Source organism: Actinocrinis sp., from assembly GCF_035938995.1.
Lineage (GTDB): Bacteria > Actinomycetota > Actinomycetes > Streptomycetales > Catenulisporaceae > DASZGI01.
Genome location: NZ_DASZGI010000194.1, coordinates 1 through 19,126 on the forward strand (window position 1 = coordinate 1; position 19,126 = coordinate 19,126).

General features: G+C 69.3%; 17 protein-coding genes. 11 read left to right on the top strand and 6 right to left on the bottom strand.

Annotation, left to right across the window (positions count from 1 at the left end; genetic code table 11):
- The first annotated feature begins 272 nt into the window (after positions 1-272).
- The 10 genes from rpmH (at position 273) to trxA (ending at position 8,081) form a co-directional block, all read left to right on the top strand.
- Complete coding sequence (rpmH, locus tag VGZ32_RS13950) at positions 273-410, top strand: 50S ribosomal protein L34 (protein WP_326886429.1); 138 nt, start codon at positions 273-275, stop codon at positions 408-410.
- A gap of 6 nt (positions 411-416) precedes the next feature.
- Entirely contained in the window at positions 417-815 is a 399-nt protein-coding gene (rnpA, locus tag VGZ32_RS13955) for a ribonuclease P protein component (protein WP_326886430.1), read from the top strand.
- 36 nt (positions 816-851) lie between these two features.
- Positions 852-1,118: a membrane protein insertion efficiency factor YidD gene (gene yidD, locus VGZ32_RS13960; protein WP_326886431.1), complete on the top strand. Its 267-nt coding sequence runs from the start codon at positions 852-854 to the stop codon at positions 1,116-1,118.
- A gap of 38 nt (positions 1,119-1,156) precedes the next feature.
- Positions 1,157-2,227: a membrane protein insertase YidC gene (gene yidC / locus VGZ32_RS13965; protein ID WP_326886432.1), complete on the top strand. Its 1,071-nt coding sequence runs from the start codon at positions 1,157-1,159 to the stop codon at positions 2,225-2,227.
- Between the two features lie 84 nt (positions 2,228-2,311).
- Entirely contained in the window at positions 2,312-2,827 is a 516-nt protein-coding gene (locus VGZ32_RS13970; RefSeq protein ID WP_326886433.1) for a protein jag, read from the top strand.
- Between the two features lie 244 nt (positions 2,828-3,071).
- Positions 3,072-3,776 (top strand): 16S rRNA (guanine(527)-N(7))-methyltransferase RsmG, encoded by a 705-nt coding sequence (rsmG, locus tag VGZ32_RS13975; protein WP_326886434.1) that lies wholly within the window; start codon positions 3,072-3,074, stop codon positions 3,774-3,776.
- 462 nt (positions 3,777-4,238) lie between these two features.
- Positions 4,239-5,264: a ParA family protein gene (locus tag VGZ32_RS13980; protein ID WP_326886435.1), complete on the top strand. Its 1,026-nt coding sequence runs from the start codon at positions 4,239-4,241 to the stop codon at positions 5,262-5,264.
- Positions 5,261-6,343 (top strand): ParB/RepB/Spo0J family partition protein, encoded by a 1,083-nt coding sequence (locus tag VGZ32_RS13985; RefSeq protein ID WP_326886436.1) that lies wholly within the window; start codon positions 5,261-5,263, stop codon positions 6,341-6,343. Before VGZ32_RS13980 ends, VGZ32_RS13985 begins: the two co-directional genes overlap by 4 nt.
- A 353-nt stretch (positions 6,344-6,696) precedes the next feature.
- Complete coding sequence (gene trxB, locus VGZ32_RS13990; RefSeq protein WP_326886437.1) at positions 6,697-7,671, top strand: thioredoxin-disulfide reductase; 975 nt, start codon at positions 6,697-6,699, stop codon at positions 7,669-7,671.
- An 80-nt stretch (positions 7,672-7,751) separates the two neighbouring features.
- Entirely contained in the window at positions 7,752-8,081 is a 330-nt protein-coding gene (gene trxA, locus VGZ32_RS13995; protein ID WP_326886438.1) for a thioredoxin, read from the top strand.
- Between the two features lie 17 nt (positions 8,082-8,098).
- Here the strand turns inward: trxA and VGZ32_RS14000 are convergent, their stop codons facing one another.
- From VGZ32_RS14000 to VGZ32_RS14020, 5 genes are all read right to left on the bottom strand, one after another.
- Positions 8,099-9,070, bottom strand: coding sequence for a hypothetical protein (locus tag VGZ32_RS14000; RefSeq protein WP_326886439.1), 972 nt, complete (start codon positions 9,068-9,070; stop codon positions 8,099-8,101).
- A gap of 89 nt (positions 9,071-9,159) precedes the next feature.
- The gene (sigM, locus tag VGZ32_RS14005) at positions 9,160-9,831 is read right to left on the bottom strand and encodes an RNA polymerase sigma factor SigM (RefSeq protein WP_326886440.1); all 672 of its coding nucleotides are present in this window, start codon (positions 9,829-9,831) and stop codon (positions 9,160-9,162) included.
- 46 nt (positions 9,832-9,877) lie between these two features.
- Entirely contained in the window at positions 9,878-11,497 is a 1,620-nt protein-coding gene (locus VGZ32_RS14010; protein WP_326886441.1) for a protein kinase family protein, read from the bottom strand.
- A gap of 218 nt (positions 11,498-11,715) precedes the next feature.
- Positions 11,716-13,689: a murein biosynthesis integral membrane protein MurJ gene (gene murJ, locus VGZ32_RS14015; RefSeq protein WP_326886442.1), complete on the bottom strand. Its 1,974-nt coding sequence runs from the start codon at positions 13,687-13,689 to the stop codon at positions 11,716-11,718.
- Positions 13,690-13,743: 54 nt separating this feature from the next.
- The gene (locus tag VGZ32_RS14020) at positions 13,744-15,906 is read right to left on the bottom strand and encodes a DUF6049 family protein (RefSeq protein WP_326886443.1); all 2,163 of its coding nucleotides are present in this window, start codon (positions 15,904-15,906) and stop codon (positions 13,744-13,746) included.
- A 282-nt stretch (positions 15,907-16,188) separates the two neighbouring features.
- Between VGZ32_RS14020 and VGZ32_RS14025 the strand changes: the two genes are divergently transcribed.
- Positions 16,189-17,673, top strand: a complete 1,485-nt coding sequence (locus VGZ32_RS14025; RefSeq protein ID WP_349263597.1) for a CCA tRNA nucleotidyltransferase — start codon at positions 16,189-16,191, stop codon at positions 17,671-17,673.
- Here the strand turns inward: VGZ32_RS14025 and VGZ32_RS14030 are convergent.
- Positions 17,591-19,033, bottom strand: a complete 1,443-nt coding sequence (locus VGZ32_RS14030) for an MFS transporter (protein WP_326886445.1) — start codon at positions 19,031-19,033, stop codon at positions 17,591-17,593. The genes VGZ32_RS14025 and VGZ32_RS14030 overlap by 83 nt on opposite strands.
- Between the last annotated feature and the right edge of the window lie 93 nt (positions 19,034-19,126).

A 19,126-nucleotide genomic window follows, 5' to 3' on the forward strand; every position in this document is an offset into this window, starting at 1 on the left:
AGCCTCTTCGTGATCGTGCTGGGCGGCGACCGGGTGAGGGCAAGGAGGTAACGAATCGCGGGGGCGAAATGGCGCGTGGCCTGGTGCGGGCGCTGTCCGGGCGGTTTGACCCACGGGCTCCCGGCCACGTACCGTAGGCAGGTCGAGATGCCGACCAGCGCTGCATCATGCCTGTCGTTGGAACAGCGGGCCTTCCCGGAGCACCAAGCCTCCACGCGGCGCGTTTTGGCATCGCGGCCTCGTGACCGATCAGTCTTTGTCTGGAGCCCCCAGTGAGCAAGCGCACCTTCCAGCCGAACAACCGGCGTCGCGCCAAGACCCACGGCTTCCGGCTGCGCATGCGGACCCGCGCCGGCCGGGCGATCCTGTCGTCCCGCCGGTCCAAGGGCCGCCGCAACCTGTCCGCCTAGCTTCAGGTGCTGCCCGCGGACCGCCGAGTGAGGCGGGGCGACGAGTTCGCCCGCGCCATCCGTGGCGGGCGCCGGGCGGGGCGCCCCACGTTGGTCGCCCACCTGTGGTCGGCGGACGCGTCAGCGGTCCGGTCGAGCGTCGAGGAAGCCCGCACGGGTCCAGCCCGTGCGGGCTTCGTCGTCAGCAAGGCGGTCGGGCCCGCGGTGGTCCGCAACCGGGTGAAGCGACGGCTGCGGCACCTCGTGGCGGAACGGCTCGACCGGCTGCCGCAGGGCGCGGTCCTCGTGGTCCGGGCGCTGCCACCGGCAGCCGGGGCGGCCGCCGCGGACCTGGCCAGAGATCTGGACTCGGCCCTCGCCCGGTTGAGTCCGCCGGCCGCCTCCGTCCGGCGGCGGCCCGGCTGACAGCTTGGATGATGTCGTACCGAAGAAGCGATGCGAATGAAGTACGTACTGATGGCGCTGATCCGCCTGTACCAGCTGACGGTGTCGCGCGTGCTCGGACCGGTGTGCCGGTACTACCCGAGCTGCTCGCACTACGGCTACGAGGCGATGTCCGTGCACGGTGCGACCAAGGGCACGCTTCTCACGGCATGGCGGATTCTTCGGTGCAATCCGTGGAGCGCGGGTGGGGTCGATCCGGTCCCTCCACGCGGCGCTTGGCGGATAGTGGACGCGGACGCTGCTCCGGCGCACCGTTCGATATGAGAGTTTTATGGGCGTGAGTCGAGCCGAGGAGCCTGACCGTGACGTGGTATGACCAGCTGCTGAGCCCCCTCATCTGGGGTGTCAGCTGGATGATCGTTCAATTTCACAAGCTGTTCGGCCAGGTCTTCCAGCCGGACAGCGGCTGGGCCTGGGGTCTCTCGATCGTCTTCCTGACCCTGGTGATCCGTGCGGCTCTGATCCCGCTCTTCGTCAAGCAGATCAAGTCGATGCGGGCGATGCAGGTCGTCCAGCCCGAGGTGAAGAAGCTCCAGGAGAAGTACAAGAAGGAGCTCGAACGGGCCAAGCTCGACCCGGTGCGCAAACGGGAGATCCAGCAGAAGCAGCAGCGCGAGATGATGGCGCTGTACAAGGAGCACGGCACCAACCCGTTCGCCAGCTGCCTGCCGCTGATCGTGCAGATGCCGTTCTTCACCGCGCTGTACCGGCTGCTGTACAACGTGTCCAACGGCAAGGAGATCTTCTTCATGGCGCCGGCGCTGGTGGTCAGCGCGAAGAAGGCGCACATCTTCGGCGCTCCGATCTCGGCCCACTTCAACACGCCGCTCGCCCAGCTCGGCGGGACGAGCCAGGGCACCGTGAAGTCCGTGATCATCGTGATGACGATCGTCTACGTGGCGACGCAGTTCATCACGCAGCGGCAGATGATCCTCAAGAACAGCGCGCCGGACAACCCGATGGTCCAGCAGCAGAAGATGATGATGTACATCATGCCGGTCTTCATGGCGTTCTTCTGCTTCATCGCCCCGATCGGCGTGCTGATCTACCTGCTCACCACCAACTTCTGGACGATGGGCCAGCAGTTCTACGTGCTGCACAACAGCCCGCTGCCCGGATCCATGGCGCACGAGGCGCACCTCAAGCGCCAGGAGTTGAAGGCCGCGAAGAAGGCGGCCAAGGGTGGCGAGCCGACCGACGCGGTCATCCCGGTCGTCAGCTCGACCGGCGCCAAGGGCAAGGCGGGCGCGACCGGGACCGGCGGTGTGGACAAGGCCGGCGCGGTCGCGGGAACCGGCTCCGCGCAGGACGCGCGCTCCAAGGCGCAGCGCAATCAGCCGGTGCGCAGCACGCGCAGCGGGCGCAAGAAGTAGCTTTGCGGGTGCGAGCGCACCCGCTGAAATCGCCCGGCGGCCCACGAGGTCGCCCCGGGCCTGGAAAGACGCAGGGAGAACACGGTGACGGAATCGACCGTCGAGGCGACGCAGCCGGAGTCTGCGCAGGAGCCGCAGGACGAGCTGGCCCGCCTGGAGGAAGAGGGCGAGATCGCGGCCGACTACCTCGAGGGTCTGTTGGACATCGCCGATCTCGACGGAGACATCGACATGGACGTCGAGGGCGACCGCGCCGCCGTGTCCGTCGTCGGCACGGGGCTCGACCATCTGATCGGGCGGGACGGCGAAGTCCTCGAGGCGCTGCAGGAGCTGACCCGGCTGGCGGTCACCCGGGAGACCGGCGAGCGGACCCGGCTGATGCTGGACGTCGGCGGTCACCGGGCGGCCCGGCGCAGCGAGCTGGTGAAGCTCGGCACCGAGACCGCGCAGAAGGTGGCGGAGACCGGGCAGCCGGTCAAGCTGGCGCCGATGAGTCCCTTCGAGCGCAAGATGGTGCACGACGCGGTGGCGGCGGCCGGCCTGCGCAGCGAGTCGGAGGGCGAGGAGCCGAACCGCCGAGTGGTCGTCCTTCCGGCGTGATCCCGGGCGTCGCGGCGGAGCGAAGTCGTGAGGGATCCTCAGTCGTATGACGGCTAGGGCGGATCGCGGCGCTTCGGCACCCAGAAGCACTCAGCAGAGGTCTTTGACACGGCCCCGTCTCGTTGGAGGCGGGGCCGTTGGTTTGGCACGATTGTGTTTCACATGAAACGTGGGATTGCCGATGGCTGATGACACGGCGGATCGACCCGCCTCCGCGCCGGTCGACACTGAACTTTCGCCTGAGATGAGGACGCCGCCCGAACCGCCCCCGGCCGCGGTCCGGTTGTTCGGTCCGGCCCTGCCGCTGATTCGCCGATACGCGGAGCTGCTCGCCGGAGCCGGCGTCGAGCGGGGACTGCTCGGGCCGCGCGAAGTCGAGCGCCTCTGGGATCGGCACCTGACGAACTGCGGGGCGATCGCGGAACTCATCTCCCCCGAGGCGCGCATCGTCGACGTCGGCTCGGGCGCCGGTCTACCCGGGCTCGTGTTGGCGGCACTGAGACCCGACTTGCGTGTGGTGCTGCTCGAACCACTCCTGAGGCGCACCGTTTTCCTCGCCGAGTGCGTCGAGGAGCTGAAACTCACGAACACCGAGGTGATTCGGGGGCGCGCAGAGGAGTGGGCGGGGCGGTTGGGAGCCGACGTGGTGACGGCTCGCGCGGTCGCGCCACTGGAACGTTTGATGGGCTGGTGTCTTCCGCTGCTGCGTCCCGGAGGTCAAATGCTGGCTCTCAAAGGAGACGCCGCGTCAGATGAACTCAATGCTGTGGCGGCGTCCCTGCCTGCTCTAGGAGCGACGAGTTGGGCAGTCGTAGATGTCGGTGGCTCACTCGGCCCGGCGGCGACCAAGGTGGTCCGGATTGAATTGGGAGCCACCGGTTATGGGCACCGGACACGTCGGAGCCAAGCGCGGTCCGGGCGACGCGCTCGCCGCGGCTCGCATGGTTAAATGTGTCACCGCCTCTCTGCGCGCACGGTTCGGGTGGAGCGCCATCCCTCAGGGGTTGGGTTTCACGTGAAACGTGATCCCAACGAGTGACTTTGCACGGGAAACGCGACGTGGTTGACACCCAAGTTTCTCCGACCGAGGCGGCGAGGGGACATGATGGTCGCGCACGGTCAGTACGGTGCTTATCCGGGTGGCAATCCCGATCGCGATGAATCCGTGTCGGACGAGTCCAGCGTGGAGACGACGGGGGAGTTGCTTCCGCGGGGTTGGCGGCTCGACGAGTCCATGGATCTGCCGTCGGAGCCACCGGACGGCTTCAGTTGGTCCTGGCAACACGACCCCCGGGTCATTGACGCAGACAGAACACCCCTAGGTACCACGCCTCCGCCGGCGGTCGTCACCCCGGCGAGGCATCGCGCGGAACGAGCCGTCGTCCCGGCGACGGAGGAAGAGAGTTGGCCGATGCCCTACGACCAACCGGCAGCGGGTACGCCCGGAACGGAAACGGTGTATCCCGACGCGGACACCGACCTGCTTCACGGAGGCCGCAGTCGCTCGGAGGACACCCCGATCGCGCGTGAGGCCGAGGCCGCGCTGGCCGCCCTTTCCCGCAGCGGCACCGAGCTGCCGAAGCCCGCACACACGCGGACCTTCGTGGTGGCGAACCAGAAGGGCGGCGTCGGTAAGACCACCACCACGGTCAACATCGCCGCCGCGCTCGCCCAGTGCGGCGCGAACGTCCTCGTGGTCGACCTCGACCCGCAGGGCAACGCCTCCACCGCGTTGAACGTCGACCACCACGCCGAGGTCCCCTCGATCTACGACGTGCTGATCGAGCGGTACACCATGGAGGAGATCGTCCAGCCGGTCGCCGACATCGAAGGGCTCTACTGCGCCCCGGCGACCATCGATCTGGCGGGCGCGGAGATCGAGCTGGTCTCGATGGTCGCCCGGGAGAGCCGCCTCCAGCGTGCCCTGGCCGTCTACCACAGCTCGATGGACTACATCCTGATCGACTGCCCGCCGTCACTGGGCCTGCTGACGGTCAACGCGATGGTCGCCGGCGCGGAAGTGCTGATTCCGATCCAGTGCGAGTACTACGCGCTGGAGGGCCTCGGGCAGCTGCTGCGCAACATCGAACTGGTCCGCGCCCACCTCAACCCGGAGCTGCACGTCTCGACCATCCTGCTCACGATGTACGACGCGCGTACCCGACTGGCCTCACAGGTGGCCGACGAGGTCCGCACCCACTTCCCCGAGCAGGTGCTGCACACGGCGGTCCCCCGTTCCGTGCGCATCTCCGAGGCTCCGAGCTACATGCAGACGGTCATGACCTACGACCCGGCGTCGACCGGAGCGCTCGCCTACCGCGAGGCCGCGCGGGAGATCGCCGAACGCTGGGCCGCGCGCGAAGGCGCGGCCGGCATCCCCGCGCAGTCGGACGCGGACCGGGCCAACACAGGGATCAACGCTGAGGTGGGACGATGAACGACCGTCGACGGGGACTCGGGCGGGGACTCGGGGCGCTGATCCCGACGATGCCCCCTGAAGGCGCCGCGGGAGCGCCCCCGGTGACCGCCCCCGCCGCGCCCCGTGCCGGTGCCTCCGCATCGGCCGCCGGCTCAGTGGCGCCGCCGCGGCGCCTCCCCCTCGGTGAGATCTACCGGGCCGACGCGGACGAACAGTCCGAGGCGCCGATTTTCACCGAGTCGTCGATCGTGGCGGACGAAGTGCCGGGAGCCCATTTCGCGGAGCTTCCGGTCGACGCCATCACGCCGAACCCCCGCCAGCCGCGCGACATCTTCGACGAGGAGGCGATGGCGGAACTGGTCCACTCCATCCGCGAGGTGGGCCTGCTCCAGCCGATCGTGGTCCGGCCCGCCGGTTCGGGCGGCGCCGGCAAGTACGAGCTCATCATGGGCGAGCGCCGGTGGCGCGCGACCCAGGAAGCGGGACTGGACCGCATCCCCGCCATCGTCCGGGAGACGGACGACGAGCGGATGCTCCTGGACGCGCTCCTGGAGAACCTGCACCGCTCTCAGCTGAACCCGCTCGAAGAGGCGGCGGCGTACGACCAGCTGTTGAAGGACTTCGCCTGCACCCACGAGCAGCTGGCCGACCGGATCGGCCGCTCGCGGCCGCAGGTGTCCAACACGCTTCGCCTGCTGAAGCTGCCGCCGAAGGTCCAGCGCAGAGTCGCGGCCGGGCAGCTCACCGCGGGCCACGCGCGGGCGTTGCTCGGGCTGGAGACCGAGGAGGAGCAGCTGCGGCTGGCCGAGCGGATCAGCCAGGAGCTGCTGTCCGTGCGGGTGGTCGAGGAAATCGTCGCGGTGGGCGATCCGGCGGGCGGCAAGCCGCGCGCTCCGCGGAAGGTGCGGGCCGGCAGCCGCGTGTCGCCGACGCTCACCGACCTCGCCGCGCGCTTGTCCGACCGGCTCGAGACCCGGGTTCGGGTGGACCTGGGCAAGGAGCGCGGGAAGATCGTGATCGAGTTCGCCAACATGAAGGACCTCCACCGGATCGTCGCCACGCTGATGCCCGGCGATGGTGACCTCGACGCTGCTTGAGGCGTCGCGCTCCCGGAGAAGCGGTCCTGACGTTCCACGTGAAACCAAACAACGCAACGGTCCCCTGTTCCACGTGAAACAGGGGACCGTTGCCTTTGGGAATACGGTCGCGTTGTCATTCATGGCAGGTTCGATCCCGGCTGCGCCCCGCATCCGTGAGGCGGTTCCGAGCGAGGCGGCCGACGGCGTGTGGGACGCGTTGTCGCGCCGTGACGGGGACCCTCTACAGTCATGGGTGGCCGGTGGGCGGCGGAATAGCCGACCCCCCGGATCTGTTCGAGTCCATGCAGGTGGCGGCGGAATCGGCCGACCAGAACGTCCGCTGATCCGTCCATCGTGAGGAAGGCCAGGCAGTGCCGCAGAACCCGCAGGAGCAGAGCGCGGAAGTGCGCGACGTCGTCATCATCGGCTCGGGACCGGCTGGCTACACGGCCGCGGTCTACGCGGCGCGGGCCGGGCTGAAGCCTCTCGTGTTCGAGGGCTCGGTGACCGCGGGCGGTGCGCTGATGAAAACCACCGAGGTGGAGAACTTCCCCGGCTTCCCGGACGGAGTGATGGGTCCGGACCTGATGGACAACCTCCGGAAGCAGGCGGAGCGGTTCGGCGCCGAGCTGGTGCCGGACGACGTGACCGAGGTCGAGCTGGCCGGTGACGTGAAGCGGATCGTGGACGGCGCCGGCGACACCCACTTGGCGCGCACAGTCATCATCGCGACCGGCTCGGGCTACCGGGAGCTGGGCTTGGCGGACGAGAAGCGGTTGTCCGGCCACGGCGTCTCCTGGTGTGCCACGTGTGACGGCTTCTTCTTCCGGGACAAGGACATCGTGGTGGTCGGCGGCGGCGACACGGCGATGGAGGAGGCCACCTTCCTCACCCGCTTCGGCCGCACCGTCACCGTGGTGCACCGGCGCGACCAGCTGCGGGCGAGCAAGATCATGCAGAACCGGGCGTTCGCCAACCCGAAGATCTCGTTCGCCTGGAACAGCGAGGTGGCCGGGATCCTCGGCGAGGACCGGGTGACCGGCGTGCGACTGCGCGACACGGTCACCGGTGAGGAGCGGGTCCTGGAGGCGGCCGGCCTCTTCATCGCCATCGGCCACGAGCCGCGCAGCGACCTGTTCCGCGGCCAGATCGACATCGACGACGAGGGTTACGTCCAGGTGGACTCGCCGCGCACCCTCACCAGCGAGCCGGGCGTGTTCGCGTGTGGCGACGTGGTGGACCACGTGTACCGCCAGGCCGTCACCGCCGCGGGCACCGGGTGCGCCGCTGCGATCGACGCGGAGCGGTACCTCGCGGCGCTGTCCGACTCCGCCGCCGCGCACTGACACCCATGCCGCCGCAGCCGCGCGGCTTGAGAAGCGGCAGCAGCACAGATTCGCAGCCAGACACCAGGAGACGAGGAGCCATGTCAGACCTCAAGCAGGTAACCGACGCGTCGTTCACCCAGGATGTGCTCGAGCGCGACAAGCCGGTCCTGGTGGACTTCTGGGCGCCGTGGTGCGCCCCCTGCCGGATGATCGCCCCGATCCTGGACCAGATCGCGACCGAGCACGCCGACGCGCTCGAGATCGTGAAGGTCAACATCGACGAGAACCCGGAGATCGCCGCCAAGTACGGCGTCCTGAACATCCCGATGCTCAACGTCTACGTCAAGGGCGAGGTCGCCAAGACCATCGTGGGCGCCAAGCCGAAGCGCGCCCTGCTCAATGATCTGCAGGACTTCATCGGCGCCTGACGCTTTAGTTTCGTCCGCTACTTGGGGACGGTTCCCTCCGCCAGGACGAGGTAGCCGGTCGAGGCGCACGGCGCCTGATAGGCCACCGAGTCCACGGACTGGGAGCCGTCCCCGATCGCGTAGACGACGAGGACCGCCGACTTGCCGAGGAACACCCCGTAGGAGGTTCCGAGCACCTGGCGCCCCTTCGTGGCCGGGTTCGCGAGGCACTGCTCGATCTCGGCGGCGGCCACGGCCGAGGTCGGCGCCGTGGTGAGCGCATGGGGGTGCGCGCTGGGGCTCAAGTCGGCCGGTTCCGACGACGACGATGTGGCGAGGGCACTCTTCGTCCAGCTCGTCAGCGCCGCCAGCGCCTCGGCATTACTGCTTTGGGCACCGTCGTTCCTCAGTGCCTGCGAGCTGCCGGATAGGGGCGGGGCGACGCCGCGGGCTGCGCTCGCGCTCGGCCCTGAGGTGGAGTTCCCGGACGACGAGAGGGCGAGGGTCGCCAGCCCGGCCGCGCCGCCCAGGACGACGAGCGAGGCGAGCGTCCAGCTGAGGGTGCGCCGCAGCGACCGCCGTGCGTGCGGGCGGCGCGAATCGGGATGGCGCTTAGTGGGACCGAGCGTTGGCGGACGGCGTTCGGACCGTGGGCCCGGAGGCCCCTCAGAAGACAGCCGCCGCGATCCGGCGAGGTCTTCGTCGCTGGACTGCGCCGCAAAGCCAGCCTCGGAGCCGGGCATCCCCGGCTCGCTGCCGCTTGTCGAGGCATCGGCTGTTCGGGTGACAGCGGCGTCGGTCGCAGCAGCAGGAGCAGCAAGCGCCACCCAGGTTCGCGCAGCCTCGGCCAGAGCCGCGTCGATGCGTAGCGCGACGTCCGCGGGAATCGGCGGCTGCTCCAGTTGGCCGAGCATGGCGAGGAGTTCCGCCATCGTCTCGGCGTCGGCTTGGCACTGCGCGCAGCCCTGTAGGTGCTCGGCGACGTCCTGCGCGGGCTCCGTACCGTCCACAGCGCCTTCCTGCCGCGCCTCCACGGCGACTGACAGCTCCTCAGCCGAGAGGTGCGCGCCCGGGGCTCTGCGTGGCTCGTGAGCCGATGTCACCGCACACCTCGTTCCATCGCTTCGGGGGAGTCGCCGACGCCCTTCGGGGTGGTCTGACGTTGGACGGGCGGCGACTGCGGGTGGTTCCGCAAATCGGCCAAAATCGTCGCCAGCTTCGCCCTCCCCCGCGCGCATCTGCTCTTCACCGTCCCCACCGGGACCCCAAGCGCCTCGGCCGCCTCCTGGACCGACAGTCCTTCGACGTCCACCGCCACCACCGCGGCCCGCTGGTCGAACGGGAGCGTGGCGAGCGCGTCTTCCAGCACGATCCGCAGGTCCCGGGTCTCGGCCATGTCCGTCGAGTCTCGTACCGCGCGCTGCCACGCCGGTGACTGTTCCTCCGGATAGCCCACCGTCGGGCGGGCGGCCTGCCGTCTGACTCGGTCCAGGCACGCGTTGACCACGATGCGGTAGAGCCACGTGCCTACCGCCGACTCGGACCGGAAGCCCGCCGCAGCCCGAAACGCGGACACCGCCGCGTCCTGGAGCGCGTCCGCAGCTTCCTCGGGATCCCCGATGGTCCGCAGCGCCACCGCCCACAGCCGGTCCCGGTGACGGCTGAACAACTCGCTGAACGCCTCACGATCCCCCGCGACATGCCGGGCGAGAAGCGCGCGGTCGGCTTCGTCCTCCCGTGCGCGCTGCGGATCGCCGCGCCTCGCTCGCATTCCGGCTCCCGTGGTCCGCTGCTCCCCTGACCTCGACGGAGCAGATCTAGGAGAAGATTCTCACGTTCGACAGCGTGTCACGGTACCCGGCGATGTCGTTCTGGTCGGCGTCCTGGTGCGGCAGCACGGTGAACCAGACCATCACGAACCGCGTCGTGACCGGCGACGAGAAGCTCGCGGTGATGTCGCCGCCGCCCCCCACGTTCGCCTGCGCGGACTGCTTGGTGAAGCCGGGCGGGGCCGAGTTCGTCACGGTGGGCACGGACGACAGCGACGAGGACCCGGTCCACACCTCGACCGTCGCTCCGGCGACCGCGACGTCGAACTTCACCCGGGAGACGCTCTTCGCCGAACCGAGGTCGAAGACGATCCCGGAGCCGGCCCGGTACGGGGCTATCGTCGGCCCGTCGAAGTAGGTCGACGTGGTCCAGCCGGTGCTCGAACCGTCATAGGCGTGCGGAAGGTTCGTGGTGTCGTCCTGGCCCTTGTCCGAGTCCCATATCGACGCCGTCGTGATCGCGAGCGGCTGTGTCGCGGGAGCCGACGACGCCGAGCGGGGAGCAGGCGAGTTGGACGAGGACGCGCTCGGCGAGTTGTGCCGTCCGCCGAGCTCGAACGCCGCGACCGTGCCGATCACCAGCACCACGCCGACGATGATGACGATCAGGCCGCGTGAGTAGCGGCGGGGCGGCCGTCCGCCGGTCATCGTGCGCGACTGCGGCACCGCGACTGTCCGCGAGGCGGCCGGATACCCGCCGGGCCGCTGCGGGTAGGTCGTGCGCGGCAGAACGCTCGTCGCCTCCGGCTCCTCCCGGAACCTGGGCAACGCGGCGATGCCAGTCACGAGAGCCTTGGCGCTCTCGATCGTGGAGGCGCCGGTCGCCTCGCCCGAGCCGTCCGACGCACCGAGGATTTGCGAGACGAGCTGGTCCACCGTCTTGGGCACGGCCGCGCGGATCTGGGCCGGGCTGAACGGCTTGCCGTGCGAGAAGGGCGCGCCGGGCAGGCCGAACCCTCCGTCCTCCGTCGGCCAGCGACCGGTCAGCGCCGCGTACCACAGGCGTCCGATCGCCCGGACATCCTCGGCCTGCGCGTCAGGACCGTTTTCCAGGCCGGCCAGCGCCCGCTCCAGGCAGAGACCCAGAATCTTCACCTGGCCGGTACTGGTGACCAGCACGGTGGTCGGATCGAGCGCGCCGTGCGGCATGTCGCAGTCGTGCGCCGCCGCGACGGCCGTGGCCAGTTCGCGCGCGATCGCGGTCGCCTTCGCCGTGGAGAGCGGGCCGTTGGCGAGCAGGGTGGAAAGTGACGCCGCGTCGGCCACCCATTCCTTGACGACGTAGACCAGGCCGCTCTCGTCGGCCGCGTCGAGCACCTGCACGAAATGCACGTCCGGAACCGTCGCGGCGTTGCGGGCCGCCCCCTCGATCACGCGCGCCCGCGGGTGGCCCGAGGAAATCAGGTCGATCCCCACCTTGCGGTTGAGCAGCTCGTCGAATCCCACCCACGCCCGCGGCAGCGGCTCGACCCCGCCGGAATAGCGGCGCAGCTCCCGGTCCAGCCGGTACCGGTCGGCGAGCCGGGCCCCCGCGTGGACCTGCTGCTCGAAACGGGCGCGATCGAAGTTCTCGCTGTCTCCGACGGGCTTTTCGGCCAGGGAAGCCACGGCCCTCCCTCATTCGCGTCGTTCCGTAGTGGGGCAGGAGCACCGCGCATCAGATGACGGGCGCTCACTGTCATGCTAGTGCCCGGCCCCACATGGGCGAACCGGGCCGCACGGGGGACAGGGCGTGAATTCCCGGGAACACGCCCCGCGAGCGCAGCTCAGGTGGTAGGCGAAAGCCCGTCAGACGGCGGATTGGAGCGCCGCGGACAAAATCCCGCCTACCGCCCGAAACGCGCCCGAATCGTCCCGAGCATCGAGTCGACTTCCTCCACCCGCATCCGCCGCGAGGCGACTAGGAAGATGACGCCGAAAAGACCGCCGCCGAGCACGAGCGCGCTGGTGGAGGCCAGCATCGGCGCCTGCACCATTTTGGTGATCTCGTACGCCACGGGGCCGCCCACCAGCGCCGCGAGCGCCGCGGCCGCGGCCAGCTTGGCGTGGGTGCGCACCACCCGCCCGGCATCCAGACCGCGCAGTTTGCGGCTGAGTTTCGCGCCGGTCATCACCATGCCCACTGTGTAAGCGATCACATACGCAACGCACATGCCCGTAACGGCCCATTGCGTGGTGTGCAGCGCGTAGTACGAGGCCAGCGAGAGCACGGAGTTGATGGCCGCGATCCACGCCGCGATGACGAACGGCGTCTTCGTGTCCTCATAGGCGTAAAAGCCGCGCAGCATCAGGTACTGCGCAGAGAAGGGGATAAGGCCCAGGCCGAACGCCATGATCATGTAGCCGAGGTTCCGGGACTGGACCGCGTCCGCCGCGCCGTGCCGGAAGAGCAGCGTCGCGATCTGTTGTCCGAAGGCGACGAAGGCGAATCCGCACGGGACGATCGCGACCGCCGTGACGCGCAGGCCGTACGAGATCGAGTCGCGCACGGCGGTCCGGTCCCCGGCGTGCGCGGCGCGGCTCATCCGGGGAAGCAGCGCCGTGATGATCGAGACGGTGATGACCGCCTGCGGCAGGATCCAGATGGTCAGGGCGTTCGAGTAGCCGGTGTAGCCGACGCCCTCGTGCGGCCGCGCGGTGTCCATCCGGGTGCCGTACTTGATGATGACCCAGTTGCCCACCTGGCCGACGAGCACCATGCCCATGGTCCACTTGGCCAGGGTGAGCGACTTGCCCAGCCCGGTGCCCCGCCAGTCGAATCGTGGCCGGAAGCCGACCCCTGCCTGTTTGAGGTAAGGGATGAGGGTCAGCGTCTGCAGCGCGATGCCGATGGTGGTGCCGCCGCCCAGCAGAAGCACTTCGGCGTGGGTGATGGTGGAGCTGGTCTGCACGTAGCCGGCGATCGCGATGTACGCGCCGAGCGTCGCGATCATGATGACGTTCGCCAGGACCGGCGTCCACATCATCGGGCCGAACTTGTCCGTGGCGTTGAGGATCTGGCCCAGCATCACGAACATGCCGTAGAAGAAGATCTGCGGCAGACAGTAGCGGGCGAACAGGATCGTGATCTCGCGGTCCGGGCCGGAGGAGCTGGAGAAGAAGTCGACGATCTGCGGCGCGCCGACCACGCAGGCCACGGTGAGCACGCCCAGGATCACCACCGAGATGGTCAGCAGCCGGTCCATGAACGCCTGGCCGCCGTCCGGGTCGTCCTTCATCGCCCGCACCAGCTGCGGCACGAAGATGGAGTTGACGGCCCCGCCGATGACGAGCAGGTAGATGGTGTTCGGGACGTTGTTGGCGACGTTGAAGTTCGACGCCAGCACGCCGGTGCCGAGCGCGGCGACGAGCAGCAGCTGCCGCAGCATGCCGGTGACGCGGGAGGCGATGGTGCCCAGCGCCATGATCCGGCTGGCGCGGGACACGCTGGTCGCCGCTGCCTTAGCGGGAGCCTCGGCCGAGTGTTCGGGCGTCGGGATGGTCGCGGTCGGCGATCCCGGCGGGCTCCAGACGTCGGTGTCGCTGTACTGCTCGTACGGGCGGGTCGCCGGGCCCTGGACCGCGCTGCGGCGCGGGGGGATCAGCTGCTGGAGCGCGCCGGGGTCGAGGAACGAGGTGCCGAAGACGGGAAGGTTGAACCGGGTGGCGTCGACCGCCTCCGCGTAGGCGGCGCGACGGGCGGCGCGCTCCTCAGGCGCCTCGTCCTCGGGTATGGCGGGGTACCAGAGGTCCTGCGGCGGCGGGACATACGTCTGCGCCTGGGCGGTGCCCGGTCGATCCTGTTCTGGCCAGCGTGCCATCGCGACGGTCCTCGGTGCCTTCCTGGCGCGCGGGCACACCCCGCGTTCAGCTCATCATTGTCCCCGCTCCGCCTCGACTGAAGCGGCGTTCTCCGCGGGCGTGCCGGGCGGATCGGGAACGGGCGGCGCGGTCCGGGTCCGCCTGCTCCGATAGATCCGTAACATTACCGCCACAACCAATAACGCGGCGGACAGCCCGAAGATGACCAGTGTCACGGAGCCGATGGACGAGACCGTCACCTGAAGCGATTGGCTGTCCCCATAGTCGTTTCCGCCCGGGGTGACCAGCTGCGCGGTGACCATGACCCGCTGCCCGGACACGGTGGAGCTGACGTGGACGTCTACTGTCGTCGAGCCCGGATGGAACGTCTGCACTTGGACCTGCTGCACCGACAAACCCGGCCGGTCGGTAGTGATCCGGATGCCGATGCTGACGTTCTCGTTGAGCTCGTTCTGGACGGTGAAAGGAATCACACCGCTCTTGCCCGAAAGGGTCAGGTCCGACTTAGGCACAAGGCGCACCGCGTTGACTATCGTCGTCACCCGCGCATGTACCGCCCGCGTGAACGCCGCTTGTCCTGCGGTATCGCCGCGCCATGAGGTGGACATGGTACGCAGCGAAGCCGGGCCGTACGACTGGGTGACCTTCGTCGGGTCGAAGAGGATCTGCGCCAATGATTGGACCAACTCGCCGAGGGCTCCCGTCGCGGTGAGCTGATCAGGTGTCAGGTCGCTCTTCGCGGTGGCCGAGGCGCGCTTAGGTGTCGAGGTCTGCGCTTGACCGTCGGGCGACGTGTTCAGCAGAGTGGACAGGCCGACGGTCTTGATCCAGCTCGCCGAACCGACGGCGGCCAGCAGCGCGGGGTCCGGCTGGACTCCGCGCGGCGCGGTCACCATGACCGTGCGCGGCGGGCTGAGATTGGGCTCCTCAAGGGCGATGAGCGCGCTCTGGGCCAGGAAGCGCTGGGACGTGAGCAGCGAGGAGTTGGTGCCCGCGACCCGGTACGCGGCGTCGGCGGCGTCCCCGGCGAAGATTGCGTCGAGGTCCGCGTCGCTGACCGCGAGATGGCTGCCGTCGGACAGGTTGACCCGGCCGGTCGGCGTGAAGATGTCCGCGCGCGTGTGCAGGTCGATGGAGTCAGAGCCGACGATCGTCGCGGCGGGATTCACCTGCTCGGCGAGCTTGAGCGTCGGCGCGTTCACCTGGCCGTCCGCCGGCCACGCCAGGGTGCCTAAGGGCGTGCGGCCGACGGAGGTGACGACCGTCGAACCGGTCTGTTGGGCTGCGTTCTTGACCGTTGCGGCGGCGAACGCCGGGTCGCCCGCGGCCAGGGAGCCGAAATCCGGGTCGGTGGCCGGCAGCTGCCACAGCTCTCCGGTCGTGCCGAGCACGGTCTTCGCCTCGGCCAGCCACCGCTGTGCGTTCTGCGCCCCGGAGTCGGTGGAGGTCGCGGAGCTGGTCGGGCCCGTCGAGTAGAGCGTATAGCCGTTCTGCTCATCTGCGGCCGTCGCCAGCAGATCCGGGTCGACCAGCCACGATACGGCGATCTTGCGGTTCGCAGTCGCGGCTGCGGAACCCGCGGCCAATACCTGGTAGAGCCGCCCGTTCGCGGCGAACTGAGTGGACAGGTCGTCGGTCACGGCTTCGTCGACGCCGTTCGACGCTTGACCGTCAAGGGCCGGCGTGCCAACCACCGGCCACACCAGCACCATCTGCGTCGGCTTGAGGCTCGTGTCGCTGTTCATCTCGTACGGGAGATACGTGCGCAGCGCACCGATGCGTACGCCTTCCGAATATGCCTCGACGTCGAGCGCGTAGACGCCGCGGCCGTTGAGACCCATGTCCGCGATCGGGACGGAAAGCGACCACGGCACTGTGGCGCCGACGGTGACGTTGCCTACGTCGTCCTGGTGGCCGAAGACGAGCTGCGAATGAGATCCCGCGGTGTTGGCCATCTCCGAGCGGCCGATCAGCTCGGCGACCGCCAGCCGGACGGTCACCGCCGGGTGCGACACGCCGGCCGAACCAACCAGATCGCCCTGGAGCTTGAGCGTGTCGCCGCGGACCGCTATGGCCGGGCTCATGCTGGACAGGCCCACGGCCACGGTGCCGCCGCTCGCCGCGCGCGCCATCGGCGCGGTGCTGGTGGAGACCAGCACCGCGGCGAGCGAGGCGAGGCTGAGCGCCAGCGGCCTCAGGGCACGGCGGAATCTCACGGGCGGAATCCTAGTGTCGTCGGCTGAGCAGCTCCGGCCGCCGTCGACCTGTCTACGCGCCGGTGTCTGTTGGCTCTTCGAGGTGGCCGGGGCTTCATGGCGGTTTCAGATCGAGTAGCAGGAGAAAAACGTTTCCCTGCCACGCGATCTTTCGCCGCCGCCCCGGCCACCTCGAACAGCGGCCAGAAGACGCGGTCGGCTGGCTGCGAGTCGGAGCACGTACCCTTGGATGACGTGTCTATCTCTCGTTCGGATCCCGCTGTGTCGATTCACAACGCGTCGATTCACAATTCGTCGACCCGCCTGCCCCCGGCGGCCGCCGAAGCGGCCCGCGCCGCGGTGGAGAAGCTGCGCCTGAACCCCGCTGCGAGTGAGCTGGCCGAGCGCTTCGCCGCGGCCGGCCACGCGCTCGCGCTGGTCGGCGGCTCGGTGCGGGACGCGGTGCTCGGCCGGCTGGGGGATGACCTCGACTTCACCACGGACGCCCGCCCCCAGCAGGTCCTCAAGCTCGTGCGCGGCTGGGCGGACGCGGTGTGGGAGGTCGGCATCGCTTTCGGCACCGTCGGCTGCCAGAAGCACGGATACAAGCTCGAGATCACCACGTACCGCAGCGAGGCTTACGACCGCGACTCGCGCAAGCCGGCCGTGTCCTACGGCGACAGTCTCGAGGAGGATCTGGTCCGCCGGGATTTCACGGTCAACTCGATGGCGGTGCGGCTCCCGGAGCTGGAATTCGTCGATCCGCACGGCGGTCTGGCCGACCTCGCGCTCGGAATCCTGCGCACCCCGGCCACCCCCGAGGAGTCCTTCTCCGACGATCCGCTGCGGATGCTGCGCGCCGCCCGTTTCGCCGCGCAACTACGGTTCAACGTCGCGCCGGAGGTCCTGGCCGCGATGACCGCGATGGCAGAGCGGATCAAGATCGTGTCGGCCGAGCGGGTGCGCGACGAGCTGTCCAAGCTGCTGGCCGGAGCGGACCCGCGGCGCGGCCTCGGCCTGCTGACCGACACCGGGCTGGCCGACCACTTCCTGCCCGAGCTGCCGAAGCTGCGCCTGGAGATCGACGAGCACCACCGGCACAAGGACGTGTACGAGCACACGCTCACCGTCGTGGACCAGGCCATCGAGCTGGAGGACGACGGCCCGGACCTGGTGCTGCGCATGGCCGCGCTGCTCCACGACATCGGCAAGCCGCGCACCCGCCGGTTCGAGCCGGGCGGCGGCGTCTCGTTCCACCACCACGAGGTCGTCGGCGCGAAGATGACCAAGAAGCGGCTGCGGGAGCTGAAGTACTCGAACGAGTTCGTGGACGATGTGGCACGCCTGGTCGAGCTGCATCTGCGCTTCCACGGCTACGGCGACGGCGAATGGACCGACTCGGCGGTACGCCGCTATGTGCGCGACGCCGGGCCGCTGCTGGACCGGCTGCACAAGCTCACCCGGTCCGACTGCACGACGCGCAACCGACGTAAGGCAACCGCGCTCGCCGCGTCTTATGACGCGCTTGAGGCACGCATCGAGCGCCTCAGAGAGCAGGAGGAACTGGACTCCATCCGTCCGGACCTCGATGGGAACCAGATCATGGAGGTGCTTAATCTGCGCCCCGGACCGCTCGTCGGCCGCGCCTACAAGTACCTGCTGGAGCTGAGGCTCGACGAAGGGCCTTTGGGCGAAGAAGCGGCGGTTAACGCATTGCGGACGTGGTGGGGGTCGCAGGCTGAGTCCCAGGAGGCGGTATCGGCGCATCCGGACGCTTCTGGGACCTGAACCAGTACCAGACGCCGACCCCGGCGTAGCAGACCGCGACGATGAACAGCACCGGATAAGACACACCCGAGGGTGGCAGGGCCGCCGCGGCGAAAGCGGCGGCCACCACGAACGACGAGTTGTAGAGGATGTCGTAGAAGACGAAGACGCGCCCGCGGAACTCGTCGTCGACGTGCCGCTGCACGAGCGTGTCGGTGCATATCTTCTGCCCCTGAGACACCACGCCCAGCAGGAACGCCCCGACCAGCAGCGGCGTCTGCTCGAACGCGACGCCGAACACGATCTCGGTCGCCGCCGCGCCGAGCAGGCAGAGCGTCATCCACGCCTCGAGCCGCATCCGCCGCGTCACGAGCGGCGTGATCACCGCGCTGACGCCGAAGCCCAGCCCGGACAGGCCCACCGCGAGCGCGAAGCCGGCCAGGCCCTTGTTCGTGTCGTGCGGGTTGTTGAAGTAGTTGCGGAACAGCAGCAGCGTCATGATGGTGACGGCTGCGTAGCAGAACCGCGACACCGAGATCGCCACGAGGGCGCGCCCGGCGCTCGGACGCTGCTTGACGTGTCCCGCGGCATCGGCGATACCACGGGCCACCGACCGCACCGCGGCCCACATGTCGTCGCCCGGGGCCTCGTCCGGCCCGAGCAGCCCGGCGGGGATCGCCAGGGCGACGAACGACGCGGCGCAGTACAGCGCGGCGACCGTGGCGAGCACCCCGATCGTCGACTTCAGGCCGGTGCCCACCAGGGCGTTCATGATCAGGCCGATCGCTCCGCCGGTGGTCGCGACGAGGGTGCCGGCGGTCGGGGACACCGCGTTCGCCGTCACCAGCTGGCTCGGGGGAACGGTGTGCGGCAGCGCCGCCGAGAGCCCGGCCAGGATGAACCGGTTCGCGGACAGGACCGCCAGCGCGCCGACGTAGAACGGCCCGTTGCCCAGCCCGAAGCCGAGGCAGAGGATCACGCCAACCACCAGCACGGCGCGCATCAGGTTCGCCCAGACGATCACCAGGCGCCGGTCCCAACGGTCCAGGAAGACCCCGGCGAACGGCCCGACGACGGCGAACGGGAGCAGAAGCGCGGCGAAGGCCTGCGCCACCGCGCCCGCCGTGGCCTGCTTCTCGGGGGAGAACACCACATAGGAGGCGAGGGCGACCTGAAACGCGCCGTCGGCGAACTGGCCGGTCAGCCGGGTCGCGAAGAGCAGCCGGAACGAGTGCAGATCCGGACCGCTCAGAACGCTGCGAAGTCCGTGCAGCAGCGCCCCGCGCCCGCTGGCCGGAGAGGCGCGCGTGGAAGCCTCGGAGGCGGCGCCGGCCGCGCCGACGGTGTCGTCGCCGCTCAGTGCCCGCACCGAATCTGCCACGACGATCAGCCTAGAAGTGTTCGCGTGGCCACGCATCGTCCACGAGGGACTACGCAGAGGCCGTGCGGGTCAGACTTGAGGCTGACCCGCACG